The 23,771-nt window shown below is 72.2% G+C and carries 16 protein-coding genes and 1 other RNA gene; 12 read left to right on the top strand and 5 right to left on the bottom strand.

All coding sequences use genetic code 11. From position 1 onward, the window contains the following. Window positions 1-64: 64 nt before the first annotated feature. The 4 genes from ACZ56L_RS16520 to ACZ56L_RS16505 form a co-directional block, all read right to left on the bottom strand. Window positions 65-946, bottom strand: a complete 882-nt coding sequence (locus ACZ56L_RS16520; protein ID WP_345222429.1) for a carbohydrate ABC transporter permease — start codon at window positions 944-946, stop codon at window positions 65-67. Then, on the bottom strand, window positions 943-2,298 hold the full coding sequence (locus ACZ56L_RS16515; RefSeq protein ID WP_471064653.1) for a carbohydrate ABC transporter permease: 1,356 nt from the start codon (window positions 2,296-2,298) through the stop codon (window positions 943-945). The genes ACZ56L_RS16520 and ACZ56L_RS16515 overlap by 4 nt, the downstream gene beginning before the upstream one ends. Window positions 2,299-2,302: 4 nt before the next feature. Continuing rightward, on the bottom strand, window positions 2,303-3,679 hold the full coding sequence (locus tag ACZ56L_RS16510; protein ID WP_471064651.1) for an ABC transporter substrate-binding protein: 1,377 nt from the start codon (window positions 3,677-3,679) through the stop codon (window positions 2,303-2,305). Between the two features lie 448 nt (window positions 3,680-4,127). After that, the gene (locus ACZ56L_RS16505; RefSeq protein ID WP_471064649.1) at window positions 4,128-7,559 is read right to left on the bottom strand and encodes an FHA domain-containing protein; all 3,432 of its coding nucleotides are present in this window, start codon (window positions 7,557-7,559) and stop codon (window positions 4,128-4,130) included. Between the two features lie 578 nt (window positions 7,560-8,137). On the opposite strand from ACZ56L_RS16505, the gene ACZ56L_RS16500 reads away from it, so the two are divergent. The 4 genes from ACZ56L_RS16500 (at window position 8,138) to ACZ56L_RS16485 (ending at window position 13,835) form a co-directional block, all read left to right on the top strand. Then, window positions 8,138-9,919 (top strand): serine/threonine-protein kinase, encoded by a 1,782-nt coding sequence (locus ACZ56L_RS16500; RefSeq protein WP_471064647.1) that lies wholly within the window; start codon window positions 8,138-8,140, stop codon window positions 9,917-9,919. Between the two features lie 149 nt (window positions 9,920-10,068). Next, the gene (locus tag ACZ56L_RS16495) at window positions 10,069-11,310 is read left to right on the top strand and encodes a serine/threonine-protein kinase (RefSeq protein WP_471064645.1); all 1,242 of its coding nucleotides are present in this window, start codon (window positions 10,069-10,071) and stop codon (window positions 11,308-11,310) included. 67 nt (window positions 11,311-11,377) lie between these two features. After that, window positions 11,378-12,484: a peptide chain release factor 2 gene (gene prfB, locus ACZ56L_RS16490; RefSeq protein WP_345222441.1), complete on the top strand. Its 1,107-nt coding sequence runs from the start codon at window positions 11,378-11,380 to the stop codon at window positions 12,482-12,484. A gap of 343 nt (window positions 12,485-12,827) precedes the next feature. Then, window positions 12,828-13,835 (top strand): hypothetical protein, encoded by a 1,008-nt coding sequence (locus tag ACZ56L_RS16485; RefSeq protein WP_471064643.1) that lies wholly within the window; start codon window positions 12,828-12,830, stop codon window positions 13,833-13,835. A 142-nt stretch (window positions 13,836-13,977) separates the two neighbouring features. Here the strand turns inward: ACZ56L_RS16485 and ACZ56L_RS16480 are convergent, their stop codons facing one another. Continuing rightward, window positions 13,978-14,172 carry a hypothetical protein gene (locus ACZ56L_RS16480; protein WP_345222445.1) on the bottom strand — a complete coding sequence of 65 codons (195 nt, stop codon included), beginning with the start codon at window positions 14,170-14,172 and terminating at the stop codon, window positions 13,978-13,980. Between the two features lie 329 nt (window positions 14,173-14,501). On the opposite strand from ACZ56L_RS16480, the gene ftsE reads away from it, so the two are divergent. The 8 genes from ftsE (at window position 14,502) to ACZ56L_RS16440 (ending at window position 23,706) form a co-directional block, all read left to right on the top strand. Then, window positions 14,502-15,191 (top strand): cell division ATP-binding protein FtsE, encoded by a 690-nt coding sequence (gene ftsE, locus ACZ56L_RS16475; protein ID WP_189823941.1) that lies wholly within the window; start codon window positions 14,502-14,504, stop codon window positions 15,189-15,191. 10 nt (window positions 15,192-15,201) lie between these two features. Next, window positions 15,202-16,122, top strand: coding sequence for a permease-like cell division protein FtsX (ftsX, locus tag ACZ56L_RS16470; RefSeq protein WP_345222449.1), 921 nt, complete (start codon window positions 15,202-15,204; stop codon window positions 16,120-16,122). A gap of 88 nt (window positions 16,123-16,210) precedes the next feature. Next, entirely contained in the window at window positions 16,211-17,404 is a 1,194-nt protein-coding gene (locus tag ACZ56L_RS16465) for a S41 family peptidase (RefSeq protein ID WP_345222450.1), read from the top strand. Window positions 17,405-17,422: 18 nt separating this feature from the next. Next, entirely contained in the window at window positions 17,423-17,914 is a 492-nt protein-coding gene (gene smpB / locus ACZ56L_RS16460) for an SsrA-binding protein SmpB (RefSeq protein WP_401761089.1), read from the top strand. Between the two features lie 130 nt (window positions 17,915-18,044). Then, window positions 18,045-18,414: a transfer-messenger RNA gene (gene ssrA / locus ACZ56L_RS16455) on the top strand. Window positions 18,415-18,834: 420 nt separating this feature from the next. Further along, window positions 18,835-19,701 (top strand): DUF2975 domain-containing protein, encoded by an 867-nt coding sequence (locus ACZ56L_RS16450; protein ID WP_468687913.1) that lies wholly within the window; start codon window positions 18,835-18,837, stop codon window positions 19,699-19,701. Between the two features lie 106 nt (window positions 19,702-19,807). Continuing rightward, window positions 19,808-21,931, top strand: a complete 2,124-nt coding sequence (locus tag ACZ56L_RS16445) for a bifunctional polysaccharide deacetylase/glycosyltransferase family 2 protein (RefSeq protein ID WP_345226431.1) — start codon at window positions 19,808-19,810, stop codon at window positions 21,929-21,931. After that, the gene (locus ACZ56L_RS16440) at window positions 21,928-23,706 is read left to right on the top strand and encodes an acyltransferase family protein (protein WP_471064639.1); all 1,779 of its coding nucleotides are present in this window, start codon (window positions 21,928-21,930) and stop codon (window positions 23,704-23,706) included. Before ACZ56L_RS16445 ends, ACZ56L_RS16440 begins: the two co-directional genes overlap by 4 nt. Window positions 23,707-23,771 lie beyond the last annotated feature (65 nt).

Raw genomic sequence — 23,771 nt, 5'->3', positions numbered from 1 at the left:
ACACAGAAGGGTGGTTCGGCCGTGAAGGCCGAACCACCCCTGTCACACGCGTACTTGCCGTGCCCTACTTCACCGCTCCCGCCATCACCCCCGACACGAACTGCTTCTGGAAGGCGAAGAAGACGATCAGCGGGATGACCATCGACACGAAGGCGCCCGGCGCCAGCACGTCGATGTTGTTGCCGAACTGGCGGACCTGCTGCTGCAACGCCACCGTGATCGGCGGATTCGTGGCGTCCGCGAAGATTAGCGCGATCAGCATGTCGTTCCACACCCACAGGAACTGGAAGATCCCCAGCGACGCGATCGCCGGGCCGCCCAGCGGCATGACCACCCGCGTGAACAGCCTGATCTCGCCCGCCCCGTCGAGCCGCGCCGCCTCCAGGAGTTCACGCGGGATCTCCGCGAAGAAGTTCCGCAGCAGGAAGATCGCGAAGGGGAGGCCGAAGGCGACGTGGAAGAGGACGACCCCGAAGGTCGTCTCGAAGATGCCGACCACGCCGAACAGCTTCGCCACCGGCACGAGTGCCACCTGCACCGGCACCACCAGCAGCCCCACGACCACCATGAACCACCAGTCGCGGCCGGGGAAGTCCATCCACGCGAACGCGTACCCGGCGAGCGCGCCGATCACCACCACCAGCACCGTCGCCGGAACGGTGATCAGGGCCGTGCTGAGCAGGGAGTTGAGGACGGTCTCGTTCTGCAGGATCGACGAGTAGTTCTGGACGGTCAGCTCGGCGGGCTTGGTGAAGACCTGCCACCACCCGCTCGCCGCGATGTCCGCCGGGTCGCGCAGCGAGGAGATCAGCAGCCCGATCGTCGGCATCAGCCAGAACAGCCCGACCACGATCAGGAAGACCCGCATCACCCCGCCGCCGGCCGCCGCCGCGATCCGCGCCGCAGGGGACCGCTTCGCCCTGACGATGTCCGTGGAGTGCGTCATCGGCCCTGCTCCTTCCGCATACGACGGATGTTGAAGAGCATCACCGGGATCACCAGCAGCAGCAGGAACACCGCGATGGCACTGCCGATGCCGAGGTCCGCGTCGGTGCCGAACGACGACTGGTACAGCTGCAGGGCGAGGACGTTCGCGTCGTCCAGCGAGTTGCCGGGCGCGATGATGAACACCAGGTCGAAGATCTTCAGGACGTTGATCATCAGCGTGACGGTGACCACCGCGAGCACGGGTGCCAGCAGCGGCACGGTGATCCTGCGGAACACCTGCCACTCGTTCGCCCCGTCGACCCGCGCCGCCTCCAGCAGTTCACGCGGCAGACTCGCGAGTCCCGCAGCGATCAGCACCATCGCGAATCCGGCCCACATCCACACGTACGAACCGATGATGGCCGGGGTCACCACGTTCGGCCCGAGCCAGTCGACGCCGTTGTACTGCTCACGGAAGTTGCTCGCGGGCAGGCGCAGTTCGGCGCCGTCGGCCTTCGCGGAGAGCGAGAAGGCGCCGTCCGCCGCCGCCTTGGTGGAGTCGACGACCCTGCCGTCCTTGACCGCCTCGATCGTCAGTCCGCCCAGCCCGGACTCCTTGCTGTCGATGACGTTCGGCTTGCCGCCGCCACCGCGCGTGAAGTCCAGCCACGCCGTGCCGGTGACCCGGTCGGGCGCGGTCGCGGGAGCCTTCGCGAGCTGCGCGTCCTTCGGCATCTGGGCCGGGGCGACGCCGATCAGCGGCAGGTTGACCTGCTGTCCGAGCCGTACCGGCTCCTTGGTGACGTACGCGCCGCCGCCGGCGGCCTTCAGCGGATGCACCGGCAGCGGACGGGCCCTGGGATAGGTGGAGGACTCGGCGAAGGTGTCGTGGACGCCCACCCACACCGCGTTGGCCACGCCCCGGTCCGGGTCCTGCTCGTACACCAGCCGGAAGATGATGCCCGAGGCGAGCATCGAGATCGCCATCGGCATGAAGACGATCAGCTTGAACGCCGTTCCCCAGCGCACCCGTTCGGTGAGCACCGCGAAGATCAGTCCGAGGGCGGTGGCGACCGTCGGGGCGACGACCACCCAGATCAGGTTGTTCTTGATCGCGGTCAGGATGGTGTCGTCGGTGAAGAGGCGGACGTAGTTGTCGAGACCGGCGAAGCCGGTGCCGGCCTTGTCGAAGAAGCTGCGGTAGACGGAGAACCCGATCGGGTAGACCACGAGCGCGCCCAGCAGGATCAGCGCGGGCAGCAGGAAGCCGAACGCGATGATTCTGCGTGTGCCGGTCACGCTCTTGCGTTTGCCGGAGGTGGCGGGGGGCGGCGTCACGCTCGCCGCGCCCCCCGCTGTCGCTGCTTTCACGGCGTCAGTTCTTGTACGCGGCGGCCGCTTCGGTCTCCAGCTTCGCCTGCGTACCCGCGATGTCCTTCGGGTTGCGCACGAAGTCCTGGAGGATCTTCCACTCGCCCTTGCCGGGCGTGCCGCCGAACGACTGCGGCGCCTGGTCGGACATGTCGAAGCGGAAGTCGTCGCCCGCGCCGATCAGGGCCTTGGCGATGTCGCGCAGGGTGTCGTTGGGGTACGCCGACATGTCCACCGACTTGTTCGGCGAGATGAAACCGCCCGCGCCCGCCGAGATCTTCGCCGATTCGGTGGAGGCCAGGAAGGTCATCAGGGCCTTCGTCGCCGGGGTGTCCTTCAGCGCCACCGCGACGTCGCCGCCGGTCACCACCGGGGACTTGGCGCCGACCGCCGGGAAGGGGAACACCTTGGCGTCCGTGCCCAGCTTCGCCTTCGCCTGCTCGATGTTGACGGCCACGAAGTCGCCCTCGAAGACCATCGCGCCCTTGGGGGCGTCACCGGCGAAGGTGTTCTCCACCGACTTCGGGAACGCCGTGCCCACGGCCCCCTTCGAGCCGCCGACCAGGTAGTTCTCCTTGCCGAAGAGCTCCGCCATGGTGGTCAGCGCGTCCTTCACGGACGGGTCGGTCCACTTGATCTTGTGCTGGGCGAGCTGGTCGTACTTCTCCGGGCCTGCCTGCGAGAGGTAGATGTTCTCGAACCAGTCGGTGAGCGTCCAGCCGTCCGAGCCGCCCACCGAGACCGGGGTGACACCCGACTGGGAGATGGTCTCGGCCGTCGCCAGGAAGTCCTTCCAGGTCTTCGGCTCGGCGGCCCCCGCGTCCTCGAAGGCCTTGGTGTTGTACCAGATCAGCGACTTGTTCGCGGCCTTGTAGTACACCCCGTACTGGGTGCCGTCGACGGCCGCGATGTCCTTCCAGCCCTTGGAGTAGTTCTTGTCCAACTGAGCCTGGGTGCCCGCGTCGACGGGCTTGAGCCACTTGTTCGCGACGGCCTGCTTGAGCGCGCCCGGCTGCTGGAGCAGCGCGACGTCCGGGGGAGTGCCGCCGGAGATCTTCGAGCCGAGGTAGGTCAGCATGGCGTCCTGGGTCGGCACGTAGCTGACGGTCGCGCCGGTGCGCTTCTCGAACTCCTTGAGCACCTTCTGGAAGTTCTCCGCCTCGGCGCCCGTCCACACGGCGATGACCTGGAGTTTCTGGCCCTTGAGGTCGGGGAGCTTCAGCGCGTCGGCGGGCGGCTGCTGGGCCCCCGTGCCGCCCGACTCCTTCGGGTCCTTCGTGGCGCCGCCGTCGCCGCCGCAGCCGGTCAGGGCCAGTGCGCCCGCCGTCGCCGCGGCGAGAAGGATACGCCGGGTCCGCTGTCGCTGCGGACCTGTGAACATGCCTCGCTGTTTCCGCTGGTGCAGAGTTGTGCGCATTACCGCCCCGTCTCTCCCGTGCACGTACGACCGGCCGAGCGCCGCTCTTTCACTGTCCCGTGGACTTCTTTCCCGTGGGTCAGTCCTACGCCCGGCGGTGGTGGCCCGCAATAGTGCCTTCGGTGTCAACTCGGCTTTCGTTGTGGCCTCGTGACGTGCGCTTCGCCTGTGGTGCGGATGTGCGGAGAAGGGACTGCGGGGGTACGGCGGAGGGCTTCGGAAATCTTCCGGGGTACGAAGGAGGACGGCTTCGGGGCCGTCGACGGGAACGCAAAGGGGCTCGGCGCCCGCACGGCGGATGCCCGGGGTTCCCCGGTACATGCGCACGGTCCGCCGGAAACGCGGGAGTCGCGGCCCGCCCGCCCGCGCACTGCTCCGGGCCCGGGGGCGCGCGTACCGTCCTGTGCCCCGGTCAGCGGGCCCCCTGCGGAGACGCCAGCGGCGGCAGGGACGGGGCTTTGACCGTGCGCGCGGCCCGGTCCAGGGCGCTGGCCAGCAGTGCCAGGTCGGTCGGCCCGTTGCCCAGCTCGCGCACCGGGCGACGGGCCGGCGGGTCGCCCATCCGCTCCCACTCCAGCGGCACCACGGTCGGCCGCTGCGTCGCCGTGCGCGGAATGCGGCCCGTGACCCGGCCGCCCTGGAACGGCGTCACCGAACCGTCCGGGTACAGCAGCCGGCCCCGCCCCGGCGCGGGCTCCTCGGGCGCGGGCGCGGCGGGCGGCGGGTCGAGGACCACCCGCAACAGCCGCTCGCCGCGGGCCAGTTCGGTGTCCGCCGTGCGGTCCGGGCGTGCCGAGGCCGCCACCAGGTGCACCCCGAGCCGCTCCCCGTGCCGGGCGACCGCCTCCAGGGCCCGCACCACGGACCCCGCCGAAGGCCGCCCCGTACTGCCCAGCGCGGGCGCGACCAGCGCGTCGAAGTCGTCGACCAGCACCACCAGCCGGGGCAGTACGGACGGCCCGCCCTCGGCCTGCCGCGCCTGCCGTTCCCGTTCCCGCACGGCGGCGGGCCGCAGCCGCAGCGTCCCGGTGCTCGGGGCCTCTATGTCACCGGCACCGGTGCGCTGCGCGCCGATGTGGGGTTCCTGCTGACCGGGGCGCACGGGGGCCTGCGCCGTCCCCTGCGCGCGCGCCGCCGGCACGGACGGCACCGCCTGCTCCGGGCCCCGCCCGGCGTGCCGGTCCGCGAAGTCCAGCCCGCCCAGCACCTCCTCGCGGCGCTTCAGCTCCGCGCCCAGGGCCTGCGCGAACTCCCGCATCCGCACCGGGTCCGAGGCCACCAAGTGCGTCGAGACGTGCGGCAGTTCGGTGCAGGGCCGCAGGCCCTCGCCGCGCTCGCCGCCCGCCCCGTCGACCAGGATCAGCCCCAGCCGGTCCGGCCGGGCGGCCGCCGCGAGGGAGGCCGCCGCCGAACGCAGCAGTTCGGTGCGGCCGCTGCCCGCCGGGCCCTCGACCAGCAGGTGCGGCCCGTCCAGCGCCAGATCCGCGCAGACCGGCCCGCGCGGACCCGCGCCCAGCACCGCCCAGGCCCGCGTCGCCCCGGGGACCTGCTCGTCGTCGGCCGCCGCCGCCCACCGCGCCATCAGGGACGCGGGAGTCGCCCTGGCCAGCCCCAGCTCGTCCAGCAGCCGCGACGTCGGCGGCAGCGTCGCCGCCGACAACCGCCCCGCAGCCCGCCCCTGCCCCGGCGGCCCGCCGGGCCCGAGGTCGGCGGCGTCCGTGCGCAGCGGGGCCAGCGCCCGCGCGAAGCGCTCCGCCCAGGCCGCCGAGACCGCGTCCACCGCGCCCAGCGTCCCGTGCCCGGCGCTGCGCCCGCCCGCCGTGCGCAGCACCCGCACCGCCGTGGCCACGTCGCCGCTCAGCAGCGCCACCGCCCCGCACTCGCGGAACGCGGGCGCGCTCGCGCACGCCAGGTCATACGTGGTCTCCACCGGCGACAGCGGGGACGCCGCCGGGGTCTCGGCCAGGCACAGCACGTGGATGCCGTGCGCCGCGCCGTGCGCCGCGAGCCGGGCGGCGGCCTCGCGCAACCCCGCCGAACCGGGGTCGCCGTCCATGACCACCACCGTGCGCGGCGCGTCCGCCTCCAGCGGCCCCTCCTCCGTACGCCGCGCCAACTCGGCCACCCGCGCGGCCGCCTGGTCGCGGTCGTAGGCCAGCAGCAACCGGCAGTCCTGCCCGTGCGCCGGGCGCAGATGCGGCAGCCAGCCCAGCCAGCCCCACTCGCGGGTCCGCTCCTCGTCGGGCCGGGAGCGGTCCGCGCTGATCAGCACGATCTCCAGGTCGGTGGGGGAGTGCAGCGCGGCCAACTGAGCCACCACCGAACGCGCCAGCCCGGCCAGCCGTGCCCGGGGCCCCGCGAGCCCCAGCGAACCCGCCTCTTTGAGGCTCACCGTCACCGGCACCGACGGCAGCAGCCCCGCGCCGTCGGGCGCCGGCCGGTCGGCGGTGCCCAGGCGCACCACCAGCGCCTCGGGGTGCGCGGGCCCGCGCTCCCACAACCGGGGGCCCGGCTGGAGCGCGGTCAGCAGCAGCGCCGCCGCGTCCGGCCAGGGGTCGGGCACGGCGTGGGCGGGGACGGGCGCGGGCTGCGCGGGGGCGGCGGCCGGGGCGTGCGGAGCCGTCGGGGCGGGCGGCTCGTCCGCGTAGTCGTGCGTCGCCTCCCGGCCCCCGGCCAGGCGGCGGGCCCAGCCCCCTATCCCGCCGCGCCTGCGCGGTTCCTCCCGGCGGGCCTGCGCCTCCGGCCCGCCCCGGGCCGTGCGGTCGCCGCTGTCGATGACGCGTCCCGCGCCGTGCGTCCGGTCGGGCGCGTCGGCGAAGGGGCTCCGGCCCTGGTGGGGGGCGGAAGACCGGGGGGCGGGCGCGGTGTGCCGGGAGGCGTCGCCGTGACCGCCGGGGGCACCGGGACCGCCGGGGGTGTCGTTGTGGTGGTCGTACGGTCCGGGGTCAGGGGTGCTTCCCGCGTGCCCGTACGCCCCCTGCGCGGGCACCGCGGCCTGCGGCGGGGCCGCGTCGGCCGGGGGCCGCCCGCTGACCCGGTGGTGCGGGGCACCGCCCCCGTACCGCCCGGCGGCCGGGGCGGGCGGGGTGCGCGGCACCCGCAGATGGCCCTCGCCGTCCGGGGCGGTGGGCAGCGCCCCGCCGTGCGCGCCCGGCGGGGCGAGCCGCAGGGCGGACTCGCCGACCCGCAGCAGCGCGCCGGGGGCCAGCCGTACGTCCCGGCGGCCGACCTCGCGGCCGTCCAGCGTCGTGCCGTTGGTGGAGCCGAGGTCGGCGACGGTGACCCGGCCGTCCTCGGCGAGCGTCACCGTGCAGTGCAGCCGGGACACGTCCGGGTCGTCCAGCGGCACGTCCGCGTCGGCGGAGCGGCCGACCCGGATCGGCCCGCCGTGCAACAGGTGCACGCCGCCCGCGTCGGGGCCCGCCACCACCTGGAGCTGCGTGAGGTCGGACAGCTCGGGGGCGTCCTCGTCGGCGGGCGCCTGGAGGGAGAGCACCGCCCCGTCGACCAGCGGCGGCTCGCCCAGGGCGCACCGTTGCGCGTCCAGGCGCTCGCGCCCGGCGTACACCACCACCGCGCCCGTGGTCTCCGAGCCGCCCGGCCCCTGCACGGCGGCCGCGAGCCCGGAGGCGACGGCGGCCAGCGCGGTCCCGGCGGGGGCGGTGACGAGCACGTCGCAGACCGCCGGGCCGGCTCCGGGCACCGGGGATCCCGGCACCGGCGCACCCGGCACCCGCGCTCCGGACACCGCCGGCGCTCCGGGCGCTCCCGGCGCGGGGGCGCCCTGCGGGGCGGTTCTGCTCTGGCCGCTGCGCGGCGCGAGGACGGTCAGCCGGATCTGCATCGCGTCAGCGGTCCCTTCTGCGCGAAGCGCCGGCGAAGGGCCGCCGGGAAGCCGCGCAATCCGCCGCCCCCGCGAGGTCCCCCCACCCGGCGCGGACGCGTCGTCCGGTACAGGTCGGCACCCACCGTGGGGTGTTGAGGGCTTCGTGCGCCCTCGCGTACCCCAGAGGTCTGTGCTGATGGCATCCTCGCACCTGCCACTGACAACCTGCCCGCCGCCCGCCCCCAAGTGATCTTGAATGGTCGGCTGTGGGCGCAAAAGAGCCTGTATGGGGCAGGCTCGGACAGGGCGCGCGGAACCCGGTCCACGCGGCCGGGGCGGCCCGCCGAACGGCGGTGACGCACCCCGCACGGGCGTGCGGCAACCATCGGCCCGGCGGGCGCGTCTTTCCCGGGAACACGTGTACGGAGCGACTTCCGCCCCCGATCCGACGGACGCGACGCGTGTTCGGCCGGTGCCCCGTTCGGCGGCACTACAGTTGGGCAACCAGAAAAGCGGAAGGCCGGGCGGCCGGAACACCGGCGGCCCGCACAGGAACCACGATCAGGTCAGTCACCGACCAGCAGGGAGTGCATGACGTGCGGCCGGTAGGCAGTAAGTACCTGCTTGAGCAGCCGCTCGGGCGCGGCGCCACGGGCACCGTCTGGCGCGCCCGCCAGCGGGAGACGGCGGGCGCCGAGGCGGCCGTCGCGGGCCAGCCCGGAGAGACCGTCGCGATCAAGGTCCTCAAGGAGGAGCTCGCGAACGACGCGGACGTGGTGATGCGCTTCCTGCGCGAGCGCTCCGTGCTCCTGCGGCTCACCCACCCCAACATCGTGCGCACCCGCGACCTCGTCGTGGAGGGCGACCTCCTCGCCCTGGTCATGGACCTGATCGACGGCCCCGACCTGCACCGCTACCTCCGCGACAACGGTCCCCTCACCCCCGTCGCCGCCTCCCTGCTCACCGCGCAGATCGCCGACGCGCTCGCCGCCAGCCACGCGGACGGCGTCGTGCACCGCGACCTGAAGCCCGCGAACGTGCTCCTGGACGAGCGCGACGGCGCGATGCACCCGATGCTCACCGACTTCGGCATCGCCCGCCTCGCCGACTCCCCGGGCCTCACCCGCACCCACGAGTTCGTCGGCACCCCCGCCTACGTCGCGCCCGAGTCCGCCGAGGGCCGCCCGCAGACCTCCGCCGTCGACATCTACGGCGCGGGCATCCTGCTGTACGAGCTGGTCACCGGCCGGCCGCCGTTCGCGGGCGGCACCGCCCTGGAGGTGCTGCACCGGCACCTGAGCGAGGAGCCCCGGCGTCCCAGCACCGTCCCCGAGCCCCTGTGGACGGTCATCGAGCGCTGCCTGCGCAAGGAGCCCGACGAGCGTCCCAGCGCCGAGAACCTGGCCCGCGCCCTGCGCGTCGTCGCCGCCGGCATCGGGGTGCACTCCACCTCCGCCCAGGTCGAGGCGGCCCTGGGCGTGGGCGCCCTGCTCGCCCCGGACCCGGCCCCGGCGCCCGTCCCCGACACCGGGGCCGGCGCGTCCGGCGACGCGGAGCCGACGCAGGTGCTGCCGAGCAACGCGGGCTCGTACGACCCGGGCGCCGCCACCAGCGTGCTGCCCTCCACCGGCGCTCCCGGCGGCCCGCACGGCGGCGCCGACCCCACCGCCGTCATGCCCCCGGTGCCGCCGCGCCCGGCGGGCGCCCCGGCCGGCGCCGGACCCGAGGACCCGCACCCCTGGCAGAGCCAGCTGCGCGCCGCCCGCGATCGCAACGAGCAGACGCAGATGCAGTACCTGGACCCGGACCAGGACCCGCTGCGCCGCCGCCCCCAGCGCCAGCCGCAGCGCGACCGGCAGGGCCAGGGACAGTACGGCCAGGGACAGGGTCAGGGGCAGTACGGCCAGGGTCAGGGCCAGCAGGGTCCGTACGGACAGCAGAACCAGGGCGGTTACGGCTATCCGCAGCAGCAGCCCCAGCAGCGCCCGCCGCAGCGCCCCCAGCCGCAGCAGAACCACGCCCCCCAGCGCCGCCGGCCCCAGGCGCCGCCCCCGCAGCAGCAACAGCAGCGGTACGCGCCGCAGCCGCAGCAGCCCCCGGCTCCGGCTCCGGCCCCGGCCCCGCCCGCCCCGCGCGAGCCTCGCCCGCCGAGGGAGCCGCGCCGGCGCAGCGCCAACCCGATGCGCATCCCGGGGCTCGGCTGCCTCAAGGGCTGTCTGTTCACCGTCGTGCTGCTGTTCGTCGCGGCCTGGCTGATCTGGGAGCTGACCCCGCTCCAGGAGTGGATCGGCACCACGAAGGGCTTCTTCGCGCAGCTCGGCGACTGGTGGGACAGCGCCGTGAAGTTCTTCAACGACCTCGGTGGCTCCACGCCCTGAGGGGCGGTGAGCAAGGAGACATGTCGACTTCCGGGGTGCGTTTCGTCCCCGGAAGTACGGAATGACGTCGTACAGGGGCCATCCTGTGCACTCAACGCTTCGTCGGCGGCGTACTTTGAGGACCGACGCCAGCCGCTGAGGGAGCAGTCTTGGCACGGAAAATCGGCAGCCGGTACACCGCCCACCAGATCCTCGGGCGAGGCAGCGCGGGCACGGTGTGGCTCGGCGAGGGACCCGAGGGGCCCGTCGCCATCAAGATGCTGCGCGAAGACCTCGCCTCCGACCAGGAGCTGGTCGGCCGCTTCGTCCAGGAGCGCACCGCCCTGCTCAAACTGGACCACCCCCATGTGGTCTCGGTGCGCGACCTCGTCGTCGACGGCAACGACCTCGCCCTCGTCATGGACCTCGTACGGGGAACCGACCTGCGCACCCGCCTGGACCGCGAGCGCAGGCTCGCCCCCGAGGCGGCCGTCGCCATCGCCATCGACATCGCGGACGGCCTGGCCGCCGCGCACGCCGCCCAGATCGTGCACCGCGACGTCAAGCCCGAGAACGTGCTCCTGGACATGCAGGGACCCCTCGGCCCCGGCGGTGCGCACCCCGCCCTCCTCACGGACTTCGGCGTCGCCAAGCTCATCGACACCCCGCGCCGCACCAGGGCCACGAAGATCATCGGCACGCCGGACTACCTGGCCCCCGAGATCGTCGAGGGCCTGCCGCCGCGCGCCGCCGTCGACATCTACGCGCTCGCGACCGTCCTGTACGAGCTCCTCGCGGGCTTCACGCCCTTCGGCGGCGGCCACCCGGGCGCCGTGCTGCGCCGCCACGTCACGGAGACGGTGGTTCCCCTCCCGGGCATCCCGGAGGAGCTGTGGCAGCTCATAGTGCAGTGCCTCGCCAAGGCCCCGGCCTCCCGGCTGCGCGCCTCCGAGCTGGCGGCCGGCCTGCGCGAACAGCTCCCCTCGCTGGCCGGGATGCCGCCGCTGGACGTGGACGAGCCGGAGTCGGAGGCCTCCGTCCCGACCGTCTCGATGACGTACGAGGACGAGGCCCCCGCCCCGGAGCCGGTACGCCGCAAGGGGGCCGTGCCGCTGGTCCCCGGCGGGTCCCTGGACTCCTCCAACCGCGACACCCACACCTCCATGCGCGTGCCCGCGCCGGACGAGCTGGCGGGCGGGCCGCTGGGCACCGCCCGGGTGCCCCGCGCCTCCGGCGACCGGCGCCCCGGCTCCGCGCGGCACCGCTCCGAGGTGCGCCGCCGCCGCCTCATCATGACCACGGCGGGGGTCGCCCTCCTCGCGGCCCTCGGCGTGGGCGGCTGGCTCGCCGTCACCTCCTCCGACGAGGACCCCGCGCCGCCGCCCACGCACTCCTCCCCGGCCCAGCCCTGAGCCGCGCCCCGGACCCTTCGCGGGGACCCGGGGCACGGCTGAGCCGGTACCCGTTAGGCTGGTGCACGTGGCAGTCGTCGATGTATCCGAAGAGCTGAAGTCCCTCTCCTCGACCATGGGGTCGATCGAGGCCGTCCTGGACCTCGAAAAGATGAGGGCCGACATCGCCGTGCTCGAAGAGCAGGCCGCGGCACCGTCCCTCTGGGACGACCCCGATGCCGCCCAGAAGATCACGAGCAAGCTCTCCCACCTCCAGGCCGAGCTCCGCAAGACCGAGGCCCTGCGCGGCCGCATCGACGACGTCGCGGTCATGTTCGAGCTCGCCGCCGACGAGGACGACGCGGACGCCCTCGCCGAGGCCGAGAACGAGCTGGTCTCCGTGCGCAAGGCGCTGGACGAGATGGAGGTCCGCACCCTCCTGTCCGGCGAGTACGACGAGCGCGAGGCGCTGGTCAACATCCGCGCCGAGGCCGGCGGCGTCGACGCGTCCGACTTCGCCGAGCGGCTCCAGCGCATGTACCTGCGCTGGGCCGAGCGGCACAACTACGCCACCGAGGTCTACGAGACCTCCTACGCGGAGGAGGCGGGCATCAAGTCCACCACCTTCGTGGTGAAGGCGCCCTACGCCTACGGCACGCTCTCCGTCGAGCAGGGCACGCACCGCCTGGTGCGCATCTCCCCGTTCGACAACCAGGGCCGCCGCCAGACCTCCTTCGCGGGCGTCGAGGTCCTGCCGGTGGTCGAGAAGACCGACCACATCGACATCGACGAGACCGAACTGCGCGTGGACGTCTACCGCGCGTCCGGCCCCGGCGGCCAGGGCGTCAACACCACCGACTCCGCGGTGCGCCTGACCCACATCCCCACCGGCATCGTCGTCTCCTGCCAGAACGAGCGCTCCCAGATCCAGAACAAGGCGAGCGCCATGAACGTCCTGCAGGCCAAGCTCCTCGAGCGCCGCCGCCAGGAGGAGCAGGCCGCCATGGACGCCCTCAAGGGCGACGGCGGCAACTCCTGGGGCAACCAGATGCGTTCGTACGTCCTGCACCCCTACCAGATGGTCAAGGACCTGCGCACGGAGTTCGAGGTCGGCAACCCGCAGGCGGTCCTCGACGGCGAGATCGACGGCTTCCTGGAGGCCGGCATCCGCTGGCGCAAGCAGCAGGAGAAGTAAGAGACGGCACAACGCCGACGAAGGCGCCGGGCCCGCACGGGTCCGGCGCCTTCGCGCGTTGCGCGGCGGGCGCCGTACATGTCACAGCCCGGTGTGCATCTCCCGGGCAAGTGCCCGTATAACCGGGCATCGCGCCCGGAACGTTCTTGACGCCCTTCTCGCGGCTGGGGGAGTGTGGCGGGCAGCATGCGTATGTCTGGGGCGGGTGTGAACGGGGGCCCGTGGACGGGCCCTTGAGGGGCGGTCCGGTGAAGTGGCGTCCCCGCCAAGGCCGTTGCCCCTGCATGGCTGCTCCAACGACTCGATTTCCAAGAGCTCGCCAGCTACTGGGGGTAGCAACCAGATGACCAACAAGATGCGGGTGCGTGTCGCGCGGATCGCCGCAGGCGCGGTGGTCGCCGCCGGAGCCTCGCTGACCGTCGCGGGCGTCGCCCAGGCCGCGGGATCCGGCGGTGCGCCCAAGGAGAAGGTCGGCGTCCAGCTCGACACCGGTGTGGTGCAGGCCGACGCCGGCGTCGACGCGGCCGACCCGGGCGGCAACGCCGCGGGCGACCCGGCCGCCGCCGGGGGGAACGCCGCGGGCGACCCGGCCACGGCCGGAGGCAACGCCGCGGGCGGCGCCGACCCGGGCGGCAACACGACCACGAACGGCGGCCCGACCACGACGGGCGGTCCCACCACGACGGGCGGTCCCACCACCACGGGCGGACCGACCACGACGGGCGGCCCCACCACCACCGGTGGTCCCACCACGACGGGCGGCCCCACCACCACCGGCGGCCCGACCACGACCGGCGGTCCCACCACCGGCGACCCGACCACCACGGGCGGCCCCACCACGGGCGGCCCCACCACGGGCGGCCCCACCACGGGTGACCCGACCACGACCGGCGGTCCCACCACGGGCGGTCCCACCACCGGCGGACCCACCACGACCGGTGGCAGCACCGCCGGCGGCCCGACCACGACCGGCGGCACCCCCACCACGGGCGGCACCACGGAAGGCAAGCCCTCCGGCGGCAACACCACGGGGGAGACCCCCACCACCGGCGGTACCACCGGCGGCGAGGACCCCTCCACACCGCCCACCGACCCGACCACGGGCGGCAGCGGCACCGACGCGGGCACGGGCACCGGCACCAACGCCGGCACGGGCACCGGCACCGGTGACAACCTCGACGTCGACTCCGTCGCCAACCGGCCCGTCGAGCAGGCCACCCCGAAGGACGAGCTGGCCGCCACCGGCGCCGGTGACACCACGCTCCTCATGGTCGGCGCCGCGACGATGATCGCCGGCGGCGTCGCCTTCCGCTTCCTGCCCCGCCTGGGCGGACGCACCCCCGCGGCCTAGATCCGGCCCTCGGCCGTACGCGCGCGGAGCACCGCCCGTACGCACGGGGCGACAGCACGAAGGAGAGGGGCCTGGGACGCCGTCAAGCGCCCCGGGCCCCTCTCCCTCGTTCTCCCTCGTGTTCCCCGTACCGTACGAACTCTTACGCGGCCTGGTGGGCCAGCAGGGCCATCGCCGCCACCAGCACCACCAGCAGCGCCAGCAGCGTCGCGGGATTGAGCTGAGCGAACGGGCCCTCGCGCTGCTCCAGGCGCTGCCTGCTCGCCCGGCAGGTCGCACAGCGGCCCTCGGCCACCGGCCCCGCGCAGTTCGCGCACACCAACCGGTCATAGGTCATGCGCTGTCCTCCTCCGGTCACCGGCCGCACACTCCGCGCCACCTGGATGCACATCCCGAATACTTCGCGTTCTCTCCCCCTAACGCACGGGGAAACGCATCCGTTCCCCTCCACTGTGCCAGCCGCCCGCCCGACGTGCGCGGCCCGGGTGCAAAGGGACGGCCCACGGGCACCCGCAGACACCCACGGGCACCACCGGACACCCCACGGTCACCCGCTGCCGCTCCGCAAACCGGAGCAAACCCCTCATCGCGGGGAAGCAGCCTGCACGGCCGGGGCCGGGTCGCGTATGGTCACGCACACCTACTCCCGGCGACCGTGGTGCACCTGTGATCCGATTCGACAACGTGTCCAAGTCCTACCCGAAGCAGAACCGCCCCGCCCTGCGGGACGTCTCCCTGGAAGTCGAGAAGGGCGAGTTCGTCTTCCTGGTCGGTTCCTCGGGTTCCGGCAAGTCCACCTTCCTGCGGCTGCTGCTGCGCGAGGAGCGCGCCAGCCAGGGGCAGGTGCACGTCCTGGGCAAGGACCTCGCGCGCCTGTCCAACTGGAAGGTGCCGCAGATGCGCCGCCAGCTCGGCACCGTCTTCCAGGACTTCCGCCTCCTGCCCAACAAGACGGTGGCCGAGAACGTCGCCTTCGCGCAAGAGGTCATCGGCAAGCCGCGCGGCGAGATCCGCAAGGCCGTCCCCCAGGTGCTCGACCTGGTCGGCCTCGGCGGCAAGGAGGACCGGATGCCCGGCGAGCTCTCCGGCGGTGAGCAGCAGCGCGTGGCCATCGCGCGGGCCTTCGTCAACCGTCCGATGCTGCTGATCGCGGACGAGCCGACCGGCAACCTCGACCCGCAGACCTCCGTCGGCATCATGAAGCTGCTGGACCGCATCAACCGCACCGGCACCACTGTGGTGATGGCGACCCACGACCAGCAGATCGTCGACCAGATGCGCAAGCGCGTCATCGAACTCGAGAAGGGCCGTCTCGTACGCGACCAGTCTCGCGGCGTCTACGGCTACCAGCACTGAAAGGACGCCGATGCGCGCCCAGTTCGTCCTGTCGGAGATCGGTGTCGGTCTCCGCCGGAACCTCACGATGACCTTTGCCGTCATCGTCTCCGTCGCTCTCTCCCTGGCACTCTTCGGCGGTGCCCTGCTGATGCGCAACCAGGTCAGCGAGATGAAGAGCTTCTGGTACGACAAGGTCAACATCTCCATCTACTTCTGCAACAAGAACGACGCCGAGACCGGCGTGCCGCAGTGCGCCAAGGGCGCCGTCACGGCGGAGCAGAAGCAGCAGGTCAAGGCCGACCTGGAGAAGATGGACGTCGTCGAGAGCGTCTTCTACGAGGACGCCGACCAGGCGTTCAAGCACTACAAGGAGCAGTTCGGCGACACCGCGATGGCGAACGTCATCACGCCGGACCAGATGCAGGAGTCCTACCGGGTCAAGCTCAAGGACCCGCAGAAGTACAAGGTGGTGGCCACCGCCTTCCAGGGCAGGGCGGGCGTGCAGTCCGTGGAGGACCAACGCTCCATCCTGGACCAGCTCTTCGAGCTGATGAACGGCATGAACGTCGCCGCGCTCTTCCTGATGGGGCTGATGCTCGTCATCGCGCTGATGCTGATCGTGAACACCGTGCGGGTCTCCGCGTTCAGCAGGCGGCGCGAGACCGGCATCATGCGGCTCGTCGGCGCGTCCAGTTTCTACATCCAGGCGCCGTTCATCATGGAGGCCGCCGTCGCCGGCCTCATCGGCGGCGTGCTCGCCTGCGTCCTGCTGGTGCTCGGCCGCTACTTCCTGATCGACCACGGCCTCGCGCTCGCCGACAAGATGGAGTTGGTGCAGTTCATCGGCTGGGACGCGGTGATCACCAAGCTGCCGCTGGTGCTGGCGATCAGCCTGTTGATGCCGGCGCTCGCCGCGTTCTTCGCGCTCCGGAAGTACTTGAAGGTGTAACCCGGGCACCTTCCGGCGCCCCCCGAACCATGTGCCCCGTACGGCATCCCGCCGTACGGGGCACGGCGTTTGTCCTAGACTTCTCGCCATGCCAGGCCCGGAATTCGGTATCCGGCCCCGCGGCCTGTGCCGCGGGGCAGCCCTGACCTTGGTCTTCGCGGGGGCGCTGGCCACCGTCTCGACGACCGGTCCATGGGTGTACGACGACGAGCCGCAGCCCGCTTCCGCGGTGCGGCCCGCCACCGCGCACGCGTCCCGCGGCGAAGCCGCCCGGGCGTCCGCGGACGCGGTGGCCCGCGCGGCGGCCGACGCGGTCGCCGACGGCAAGTCGGGCAAGAAGGCCGCCGAGGCGGCGGTCAGCCGCAGCGGCGACCGGTGGGGCGCGGTCTACGGCCCGGCGGAGTACGAGGACTTCGAGCAGTCCCTGGACGGCGAGTACACGGGCGTCGGCCTGGTCGCCAAGCGGTGCGCCGACGGCCGTGTCCAGGTCGAGCGGGTGCGCCCCGGCGGCCCTGCCGCGCGGGCGGGCCTGCGGCGCGGGGACGCGCTGCGCGGCATCGACGGCCGGGCGGTGGACCGCCGTCCGGTCACCGAGGTGGTCGCGCTGCTGCGCGGCGACGGCCTGGGCGCCGCGGCGGGCACCCCCGTACGCATCACGCTCCAGCGGGGCGCGAAGGTGTGGACGCAGGAGGTGCGGCGGGCGAACCTGCCCACCGACGCGGTCACCGTGGAGAACCTCGCCGACGGAGCGGTGCTGATCAAGGTGACGTCCTTCACCCGGGGCTCCGGGCAGCGGGTGCGCGAAGCCGTGCGCGGGGCCCCCGCGGGCAAGGGCGTCCTGCTGGACCTGCGCGGCAACGAGGGCGGGCTGGTCGACGAGGCCGTCACCGTGGCCGCCACCTTCCTGGACGGCGGGCTGGTGGCGACGTACGAGGACCACGGCAGGCAGCGGGCGCTGCACGCCGAGCGCGGCGGTGACCTGGCGCGACCGCTGGTCGTGCTCGTCGACGGCGGCACGATGAGCGCCGCCGAGCTGGTGACGGGCGCGCTGGCGGACAGGGGCCGGGTGCTGACCGTCGGCTCGCGGACCTTCGGCAAGGGTTCGGTGCAGAAGCCGCGCCGGCTCGCCGACGGCTCGGTCGCCGAACTGACCGTCGGCCACTACCGCACTCCCGCCGGGCGCGATCTGGACGGCCGGGGCATCACACCCGACCTGGTGGAGACCGAGCGGGCCCGGGAGCGGGCCGAGGCGGTATTGAGTGGCCTCCAGGGGGGCTCGTAGTGCGAAAATGACCGCACTATGGCAAAGGAAAAGGACCCCAAGCGCAAGATCATCGCGCAGAACAAGAAGGCCCGGCACGACTACACCGTCCTCGACACCTACGAGTGCGGGCTCGTGCTGATGGGCACCGAGGTGAAGTCCCTGCGGCTCGGCAGGGCGTCGCTGGTGGACGGCTTCGTGCAGATCGACGGCGGCGAGGCCTGGCTGCACAACATCCACGTTCCGCTGTACTCGCAGGGCACCTGGACCAACCACGCCGCACGGCGCAAGCGCAAGCTGCTGATGCACCGGGCGGAGATCGACAAGCTGGAGTCGAAGTCGAGCGAGAGCGGCCACACGATCGTTCCGCTCGCCCTGTACTTCAAGGACGGCCGGGTGAAGTGCGAGATCGCGCTCGCCAAGGGCAAGAAGGAGTACGACAAGCGGCAGACGCTGCGCGAGAAGCAGGACACGCGGGAGACGAACCGCGCGATCGCGGCGGTCAAGCGCAAGGAGCGCGGGTACCTGTAGCGGGTGTCCGGCGGGTACGGGCGCCGGTGGCCCGCGCCCGGCGGGAATTGACTGGCCTTGCCGGACGTCGGTCACGTACGATGGCTACTGCACCCCACTTGGTGAGGGGCGCACCTTGAAAAATCAACATGGGGATGATCGGTTTCGACAGCGGATGTCGAAGCAGGGGAAGCGTGTCGAGGAAGCGGCAATGATCTCGTAAACCATATGTCGCAACCAATAATCGCCAACACCAAGCGCGATTCCTTCGCCCTCGCTGCCTAAGTAGCGACTTGCGAAGTGTCAGCCCGGGGGTGATCCCGACCCGGATCCTGGCATCATCAAGGGATCTAAACTCACCGTCCCGGTCACGGGGACGGTGAGGAAACCAAACAGTGACTGAGCCCGTCGGAGACTTGTCTGCGTGATCTCCGGGGCCGAGAAAATCGCAGCAGACTGCACACGGAGAAGCCCTGATTCTGCACCGTTGGACGCGGGTTCGATTCCCGCCATCTCCACAGTTCCCATGTGAGGCGAAGGCCCGGCTGCTTGAGGCAGCCGGGCCTTCGTCGTGTCCGGACCGGTCCGCCCGGCGGGCGCGGAGCGGTGCGCGGGGTCGCGTGAGGCTCGCCATAGGGGGCGGCGCGGGGCCCTCGGGGGACGCGCTGTCGTATGCGTCACGTGATGTCTTATCTGCGCTAGAGATTGGGGGTAAATGGGTCTAATCGGACTCGGAACGATCCATTCCGGCTCGGGATATGTCATTGATGTGTGACAAGAGTGCACTCGCGAGAAGTGCTGTCACCCGCGTGCGCTACATTCGACGTCCGGGTGCAGTGTGATAGGGACGCTTGGACGGGTGGGGGCCCGGGCCGATGACGGATCCTGCTGGTCGCGCGCGCCCACCGATGAGCCAGTCAGTGGGGGATGTGCGAAGAGCCGTGAAGAACACTCCTGAGGGTGCCCAGACCGGGCAGACCCGCCAGATACGCCAGATACGCAACGCCGACGACCGGACGATGCAGCTCGACTCCGTCGGGCCGCACCTCGGCCAGCGTCGGCACGACCCTCCGCCGCTGCCCGAGCTGTCCACGGAGAGCCCCGACGGTCCCGTCTTCGTCGACGAGAGCGGCCGGCGCGGCAAGAAGCTCCGCAGGATCGGCTGGGTGCTCGGCGCGATATGCGCCTGTTACGCCGCGATGCTCATCGTCTCCCTCATCGGCGGCAACTCCCTCGCCCCGGGGCTGCCGATACCGGACTTCGCCTCCGACAAGACCGCGGAGAAGGTCAAGTCCGAGCCCGACCCCACCCCGTCCGTGCCCAAACCGGACGGCGTCCCGCCGGTCAGCGGCAACGAGGTCCCCGACGGCACCCAGCAGACCACCGGTGCCACCACCGGCAAGGTCCCCGCCGGCGGCACCAAGAAGGACGAGCCCAAGGACCCGAAGGACCCCACGAAGAAGCCCCCGGCCAAGGACCAGCCCGAGAAGCCGGGCGGCAACCAGCCCGGCGGCACTCCGGGCGGCACTCCCGGCGGCACTCCGGGCGGCAACCAGCCCGGTGGCACCCCGGGCGGCACTCCCGGCGGCACGCCGGGCGGCGATCCCGGCGGCACCCCGGGCGGCACTCCCGGTGGAACCCCCGGCGGCACTCCGGGCGGCACTCCCGGTGGAACCCCCGGCGGCACTCCGGGCGGCACTCCCGGTGGAACCCCCGGCGGCGACCCCGGCGGCACCCCGGGCGGCGTCGACGCCGGAGGCAACACCACCGACCCCAACGTTCCTGACCCGGTCGATCCGGCGAAGTAGAAGGCACGGCACGTAGATGTCCAACCCTCGCAGGCGTTCCTCCCAGGGCGCCCGCCGCTCCGCCGCGCGCGCACGCACGCCGCGCAACCGGCGGCGCTGGTTCCCCATGCGGTATCTGTTGCCGTCGCTGGTCCTCGTCGCCCTGATGGCGATGCTGCTGCTGCGCGGCTACGTACACAACGAGATCGACTCGGACCAGACCGGCGCCCGCCCGCCGGTCGACCAGGGCACGGTGCCGGAGGTCATCCGCAAGGGCGGCCCGGTGCTCGACACCCGGGACCCGAAGAAGCCCGAGGCGCGGCACGTCAAGGACAAGCACGTCGTCATCACCTTCGACGACGGCCCGGACCCGAAGTGGACGCCGAAGGTACTGGACAAGCTGAAGGAGTACGGCGCCCACGGCGTCTTCTTCGTCGTCGGCTCCAACGCCACCCGCTACCCCGAACTCGTCAAGCGCATCGTGGACGAGGGCCACGAGCTGGGTCTGCACACCTGGAACCACCCCGACCTCTCGTACAAGACGCGCGACGGCATCGACTCGCAGTTCTCGCGCAACCAGCTCGCGATAGCCGGCGCGGCCGGGGTGCACACCTCGCTGTTCCGGCCGCCGTACTCCTCCTTCGCCTACGCCTTCGACGACGCGAGCTGGCCGGTCGCCAAGTACGTCGGTGAGCTCGGCTACCTCACCGTCGTCAACGACACCGACTCCGAGGACTGGAAGCGGCCCGGCGTCGCGGAGATCATCAAGCGCGCCACGCCCAAGACCACCAAGGGCACCGTCGTGCTGATGCACGACTCCGGCGGCGACCGCACGCAGACCATCGACGCGCTGGACCAGTTCCTGCCGGACATGCAGAAGCGCGGCTTCAAGTTCACCAACCTCACCGAGGCGATGGGATACCCCTCCGCCCACTCCCCGGTGACCGGCGTCGAGCTGTGGAAGTCCAAGGCGTTCCTCGCCGCGATCACCGTCTCCGACGGCATCACCGACGTCCTGACCTACGGTCTGGCGCTCGTCGGCTCGCTCGTCATCGCGCGCTTCGGCCTGATGCTGATCCTCTCCTTCGTGCACGCCCGCAAGGTGCGCAAGCGAGGGTTCCGCTGGGGGCCCGAGATCACCAGACCGGTCACCGTGCTGGTTCCCGCGTACAACGAACGCGAGTGCATCGCGAACACCGTGCGCTCCCTGATGTCCAGCGACCATCCGATCGAGGTCATCGTCATCGACGACGGCTCCACGGACGGCACCGCCGACATCGTCGAGCAGATGCGCATCCCCAACGTCCGGGTGGTCCGCCAGCTGAACGCGGGCAAGCCCGCCGCGCTCAACAACGGCATCCGGCACGCGCGGTACGACATCATCGTGATGATGGACGGCGACACGGTCTTCGAGCCGTCCACCGTCCGCGAGCTGGTCCAGCCCTTCGGCGACCCGCGCGTCGGCGCGGTCGCGGGCAACGCCAAGGTCGGCAACCGCGACTCCCTCATCGGCGCCTGGCAGCACATCGAGTACGTGATGGGCTTCAATCTGGACCGCCGCCTGTACGACATGCTCGGCATCATGCCGACCATCCCGGGCGCGATCGGCGCGTTCCGCGCGGAGGCCCTGCACCGGGTCGGCGGCATGAGCGAGGACACCCTCGCCGAGGACACCGACATCACGATGGCCTTCCACCGCGAGGGCTGGAAGGTCGTGTACGCGGAGAACGCGCGCGCCTGGACCGAGGCGCCGGAGTCCGTGCAGCAGCTGTGGTCGCAGCGCTACCGCTGGTCGTACGGCACCATGCAGGCGATCTGGAAGCACCGCCGCGCGATCATCGAGAAGGGCCCCTCGGGCCGCTTCGGGCGCGTCGGCCTGCCGATCGTCTCGCTCTTCATGATCGTGTTCCCGCTGCTCGCGCCGCTGATCGACATCTTCCTGATCTACGGCCTGGTCTTCGGCCCGACCGGCAAGACCGTCATCGCGTGGTTCGGCGTGCTGATGCTCCAGGTGGTCTGCGCGGCCTACGCGTTCAGGCTGGACAAGGAGAAGATGACGCACCTGCTGTCCTTCCCGCTCCAGCAGATCCTGTACCGCCAGATCATGTACGTCGTCCTGCTCCAGTCCTGGATCACCGCGCTCACCGGCGGCCGGCTGCGCTGGCAGAAGCTGCGCCGCACCGGTGTGGTCGAGGCGCCGGGGGCCCTGCCGGGCCAGCGGCGCGAAGAGGAGAGGTGGCCGGTCGGATGAGCCACGGTTATCCGGGCCCGAACGGCAGCAACTACCCCGAGGAACAGGGGTACGGCCCCGAGTACGACGCGGACGGCTTCCCGCTGCCGCAGCAGTCCGGCGGCCCCGCCCCCCAGCAGGGCGGCGGCTGGCCGACGGTCCGCAACAACCCGGGGCCCGCACTGCCCTCGTCCTCCTACGGCCAGGGCCAGACCTCGGGCTACCCGCAGGCCTACCCGCAGACCGGCGGCTACCAGCAGCAGCCCCAGCAGGGCGGCTGGCCGCAGCAGGGCGGTTACGCCCGGCAGGGCAACGCCGGTTACGCGGAACCCGGTTTCGCCGGGCCCGGCTCCGGGGACGCCACCACGGCGTACCCCTCGGCCGGTGACGGCTACGGCGTTCCCGGCGTCCCGGGCGTGTCCGGCGGGCGCCAGGAGGAGACTCCCGCGTTCGCCAGGTCCGCCGTGGGCGCGCCGACCCGCCAGCAGCCCGCCTGGGGCCGCGACGGGACGGCCGAGGACACGTACGGACCGGAGACGTCCGCCTGGCCGGAGACGGCGGGGGAGGACGGCCTGGACCTGAAGAAGTCCCCCGAAGGCCCCGAAGGGCCGCAGGGCCCGGAGGAGGCCCCGGAACCGGCGGCGCCCAAGAAGGGCGGCCGCGACCGCTACCTGGACCTGCTGCGCTCCGTCGCGCTGGTCCGCGTCGTGCTCTTCCACGTCTACAACCAGGCGTGGATGACGATCGTCTTCCCGTCCATGGGCGTGATGTTCGCGCTGGCCGGCTCGCTGATGGCGCGTTCGCTGGGCGCCAGGTCCGCGGGCCAGGTCATCAAGAGCCGCATCCGGCGACTGATGGTGCCGGTGTGGGTGTTCGCGATCGTCACCCTCGCGCTGATCTTCAACGGCGGGTGGAAGCCCACCGCCGGCGAGGACGGCGAGTCCATCATCTGGTGGTGGGTCAGGCTCGCCTGGTGGTTCGTGCCGGTGGGCGCGGCGAGCGGTCCCGCGGAGGTCGGCTCGCCGGGCGGTCTGCTGGACGTCAGCTGGGCGGCGCAGACCTCGGGTCCGCTCTGGTACATCCGGGCGTACCTGTGGTTCGTGGTCCTGTCGCCGCTGATGCTCAAGGCGTTCAAGAAGCTGCCCTGGGTGTCGATCCTGGCGCCGCTGGTGCTCTCGGTCGTCATCGGCATGGAGTGGTTCGCCATCCCCGGTGAGACCGGCAACGCCATCAAGGACTTCACGACGTTCGCCTCCTGCTGGATGCTGGGCTTCGCCCACCACGAGGGCACGCTCAAGAAGCTCAAGGCGTACATGATCCCGTCGTTCGCGGCGGTGCTGATGGGGCTCGGCCTGTGGTGGGCGGGGACGCATCCGGGCGAAGTCCCCTGGAACTTCGACGAGATCGCTCCCGCCAACGCCCTGTGGTCGCTGGGCTTCTGCGCGGTCCTGCTGCACTACTCGCCCTCGTGGCAGGAGCTGCCGGGCAAGCTCAAGGGCTTCGACACCCCGATCACCCTGGCCAACAACCGGGCCGTGACGATCTACCTCTGGCACGAGATGGCGATCATGCTGGCGATCCCGATCATCGACCAGATGTGGTCGCTGGGGTCGCTGCCGGTGGTGGGGGAGCTGATCAACTCCAACCTCGGCAAGCTGTACCAGGTGCTGATGTTCATCCTGGCGTGGCCGTTGATCGCGGCGGCGATCGCCGGGTTCGGCTGGGCGGAGGACGTCGCCGCCAAGCGGAAGCCGAGGCTGTGGCCGAACGGGGCCAAGAAGAAACCCCGGGCCTGATCCCCCCCCGCTGTGCGCGCAGTGCGCTCGCCCGTCCCCGTCGCCGGGGGCGGGCGGGCGCTGCT

Source organism: Streptomyces sp. NPDC039736 (assembly GCF_055596485.1).
The sequence above is the reverse complement of the archived record's forward strand: the minus strand, read 5'-3'. Positions and strand labels throughout refer to the sequence as shown.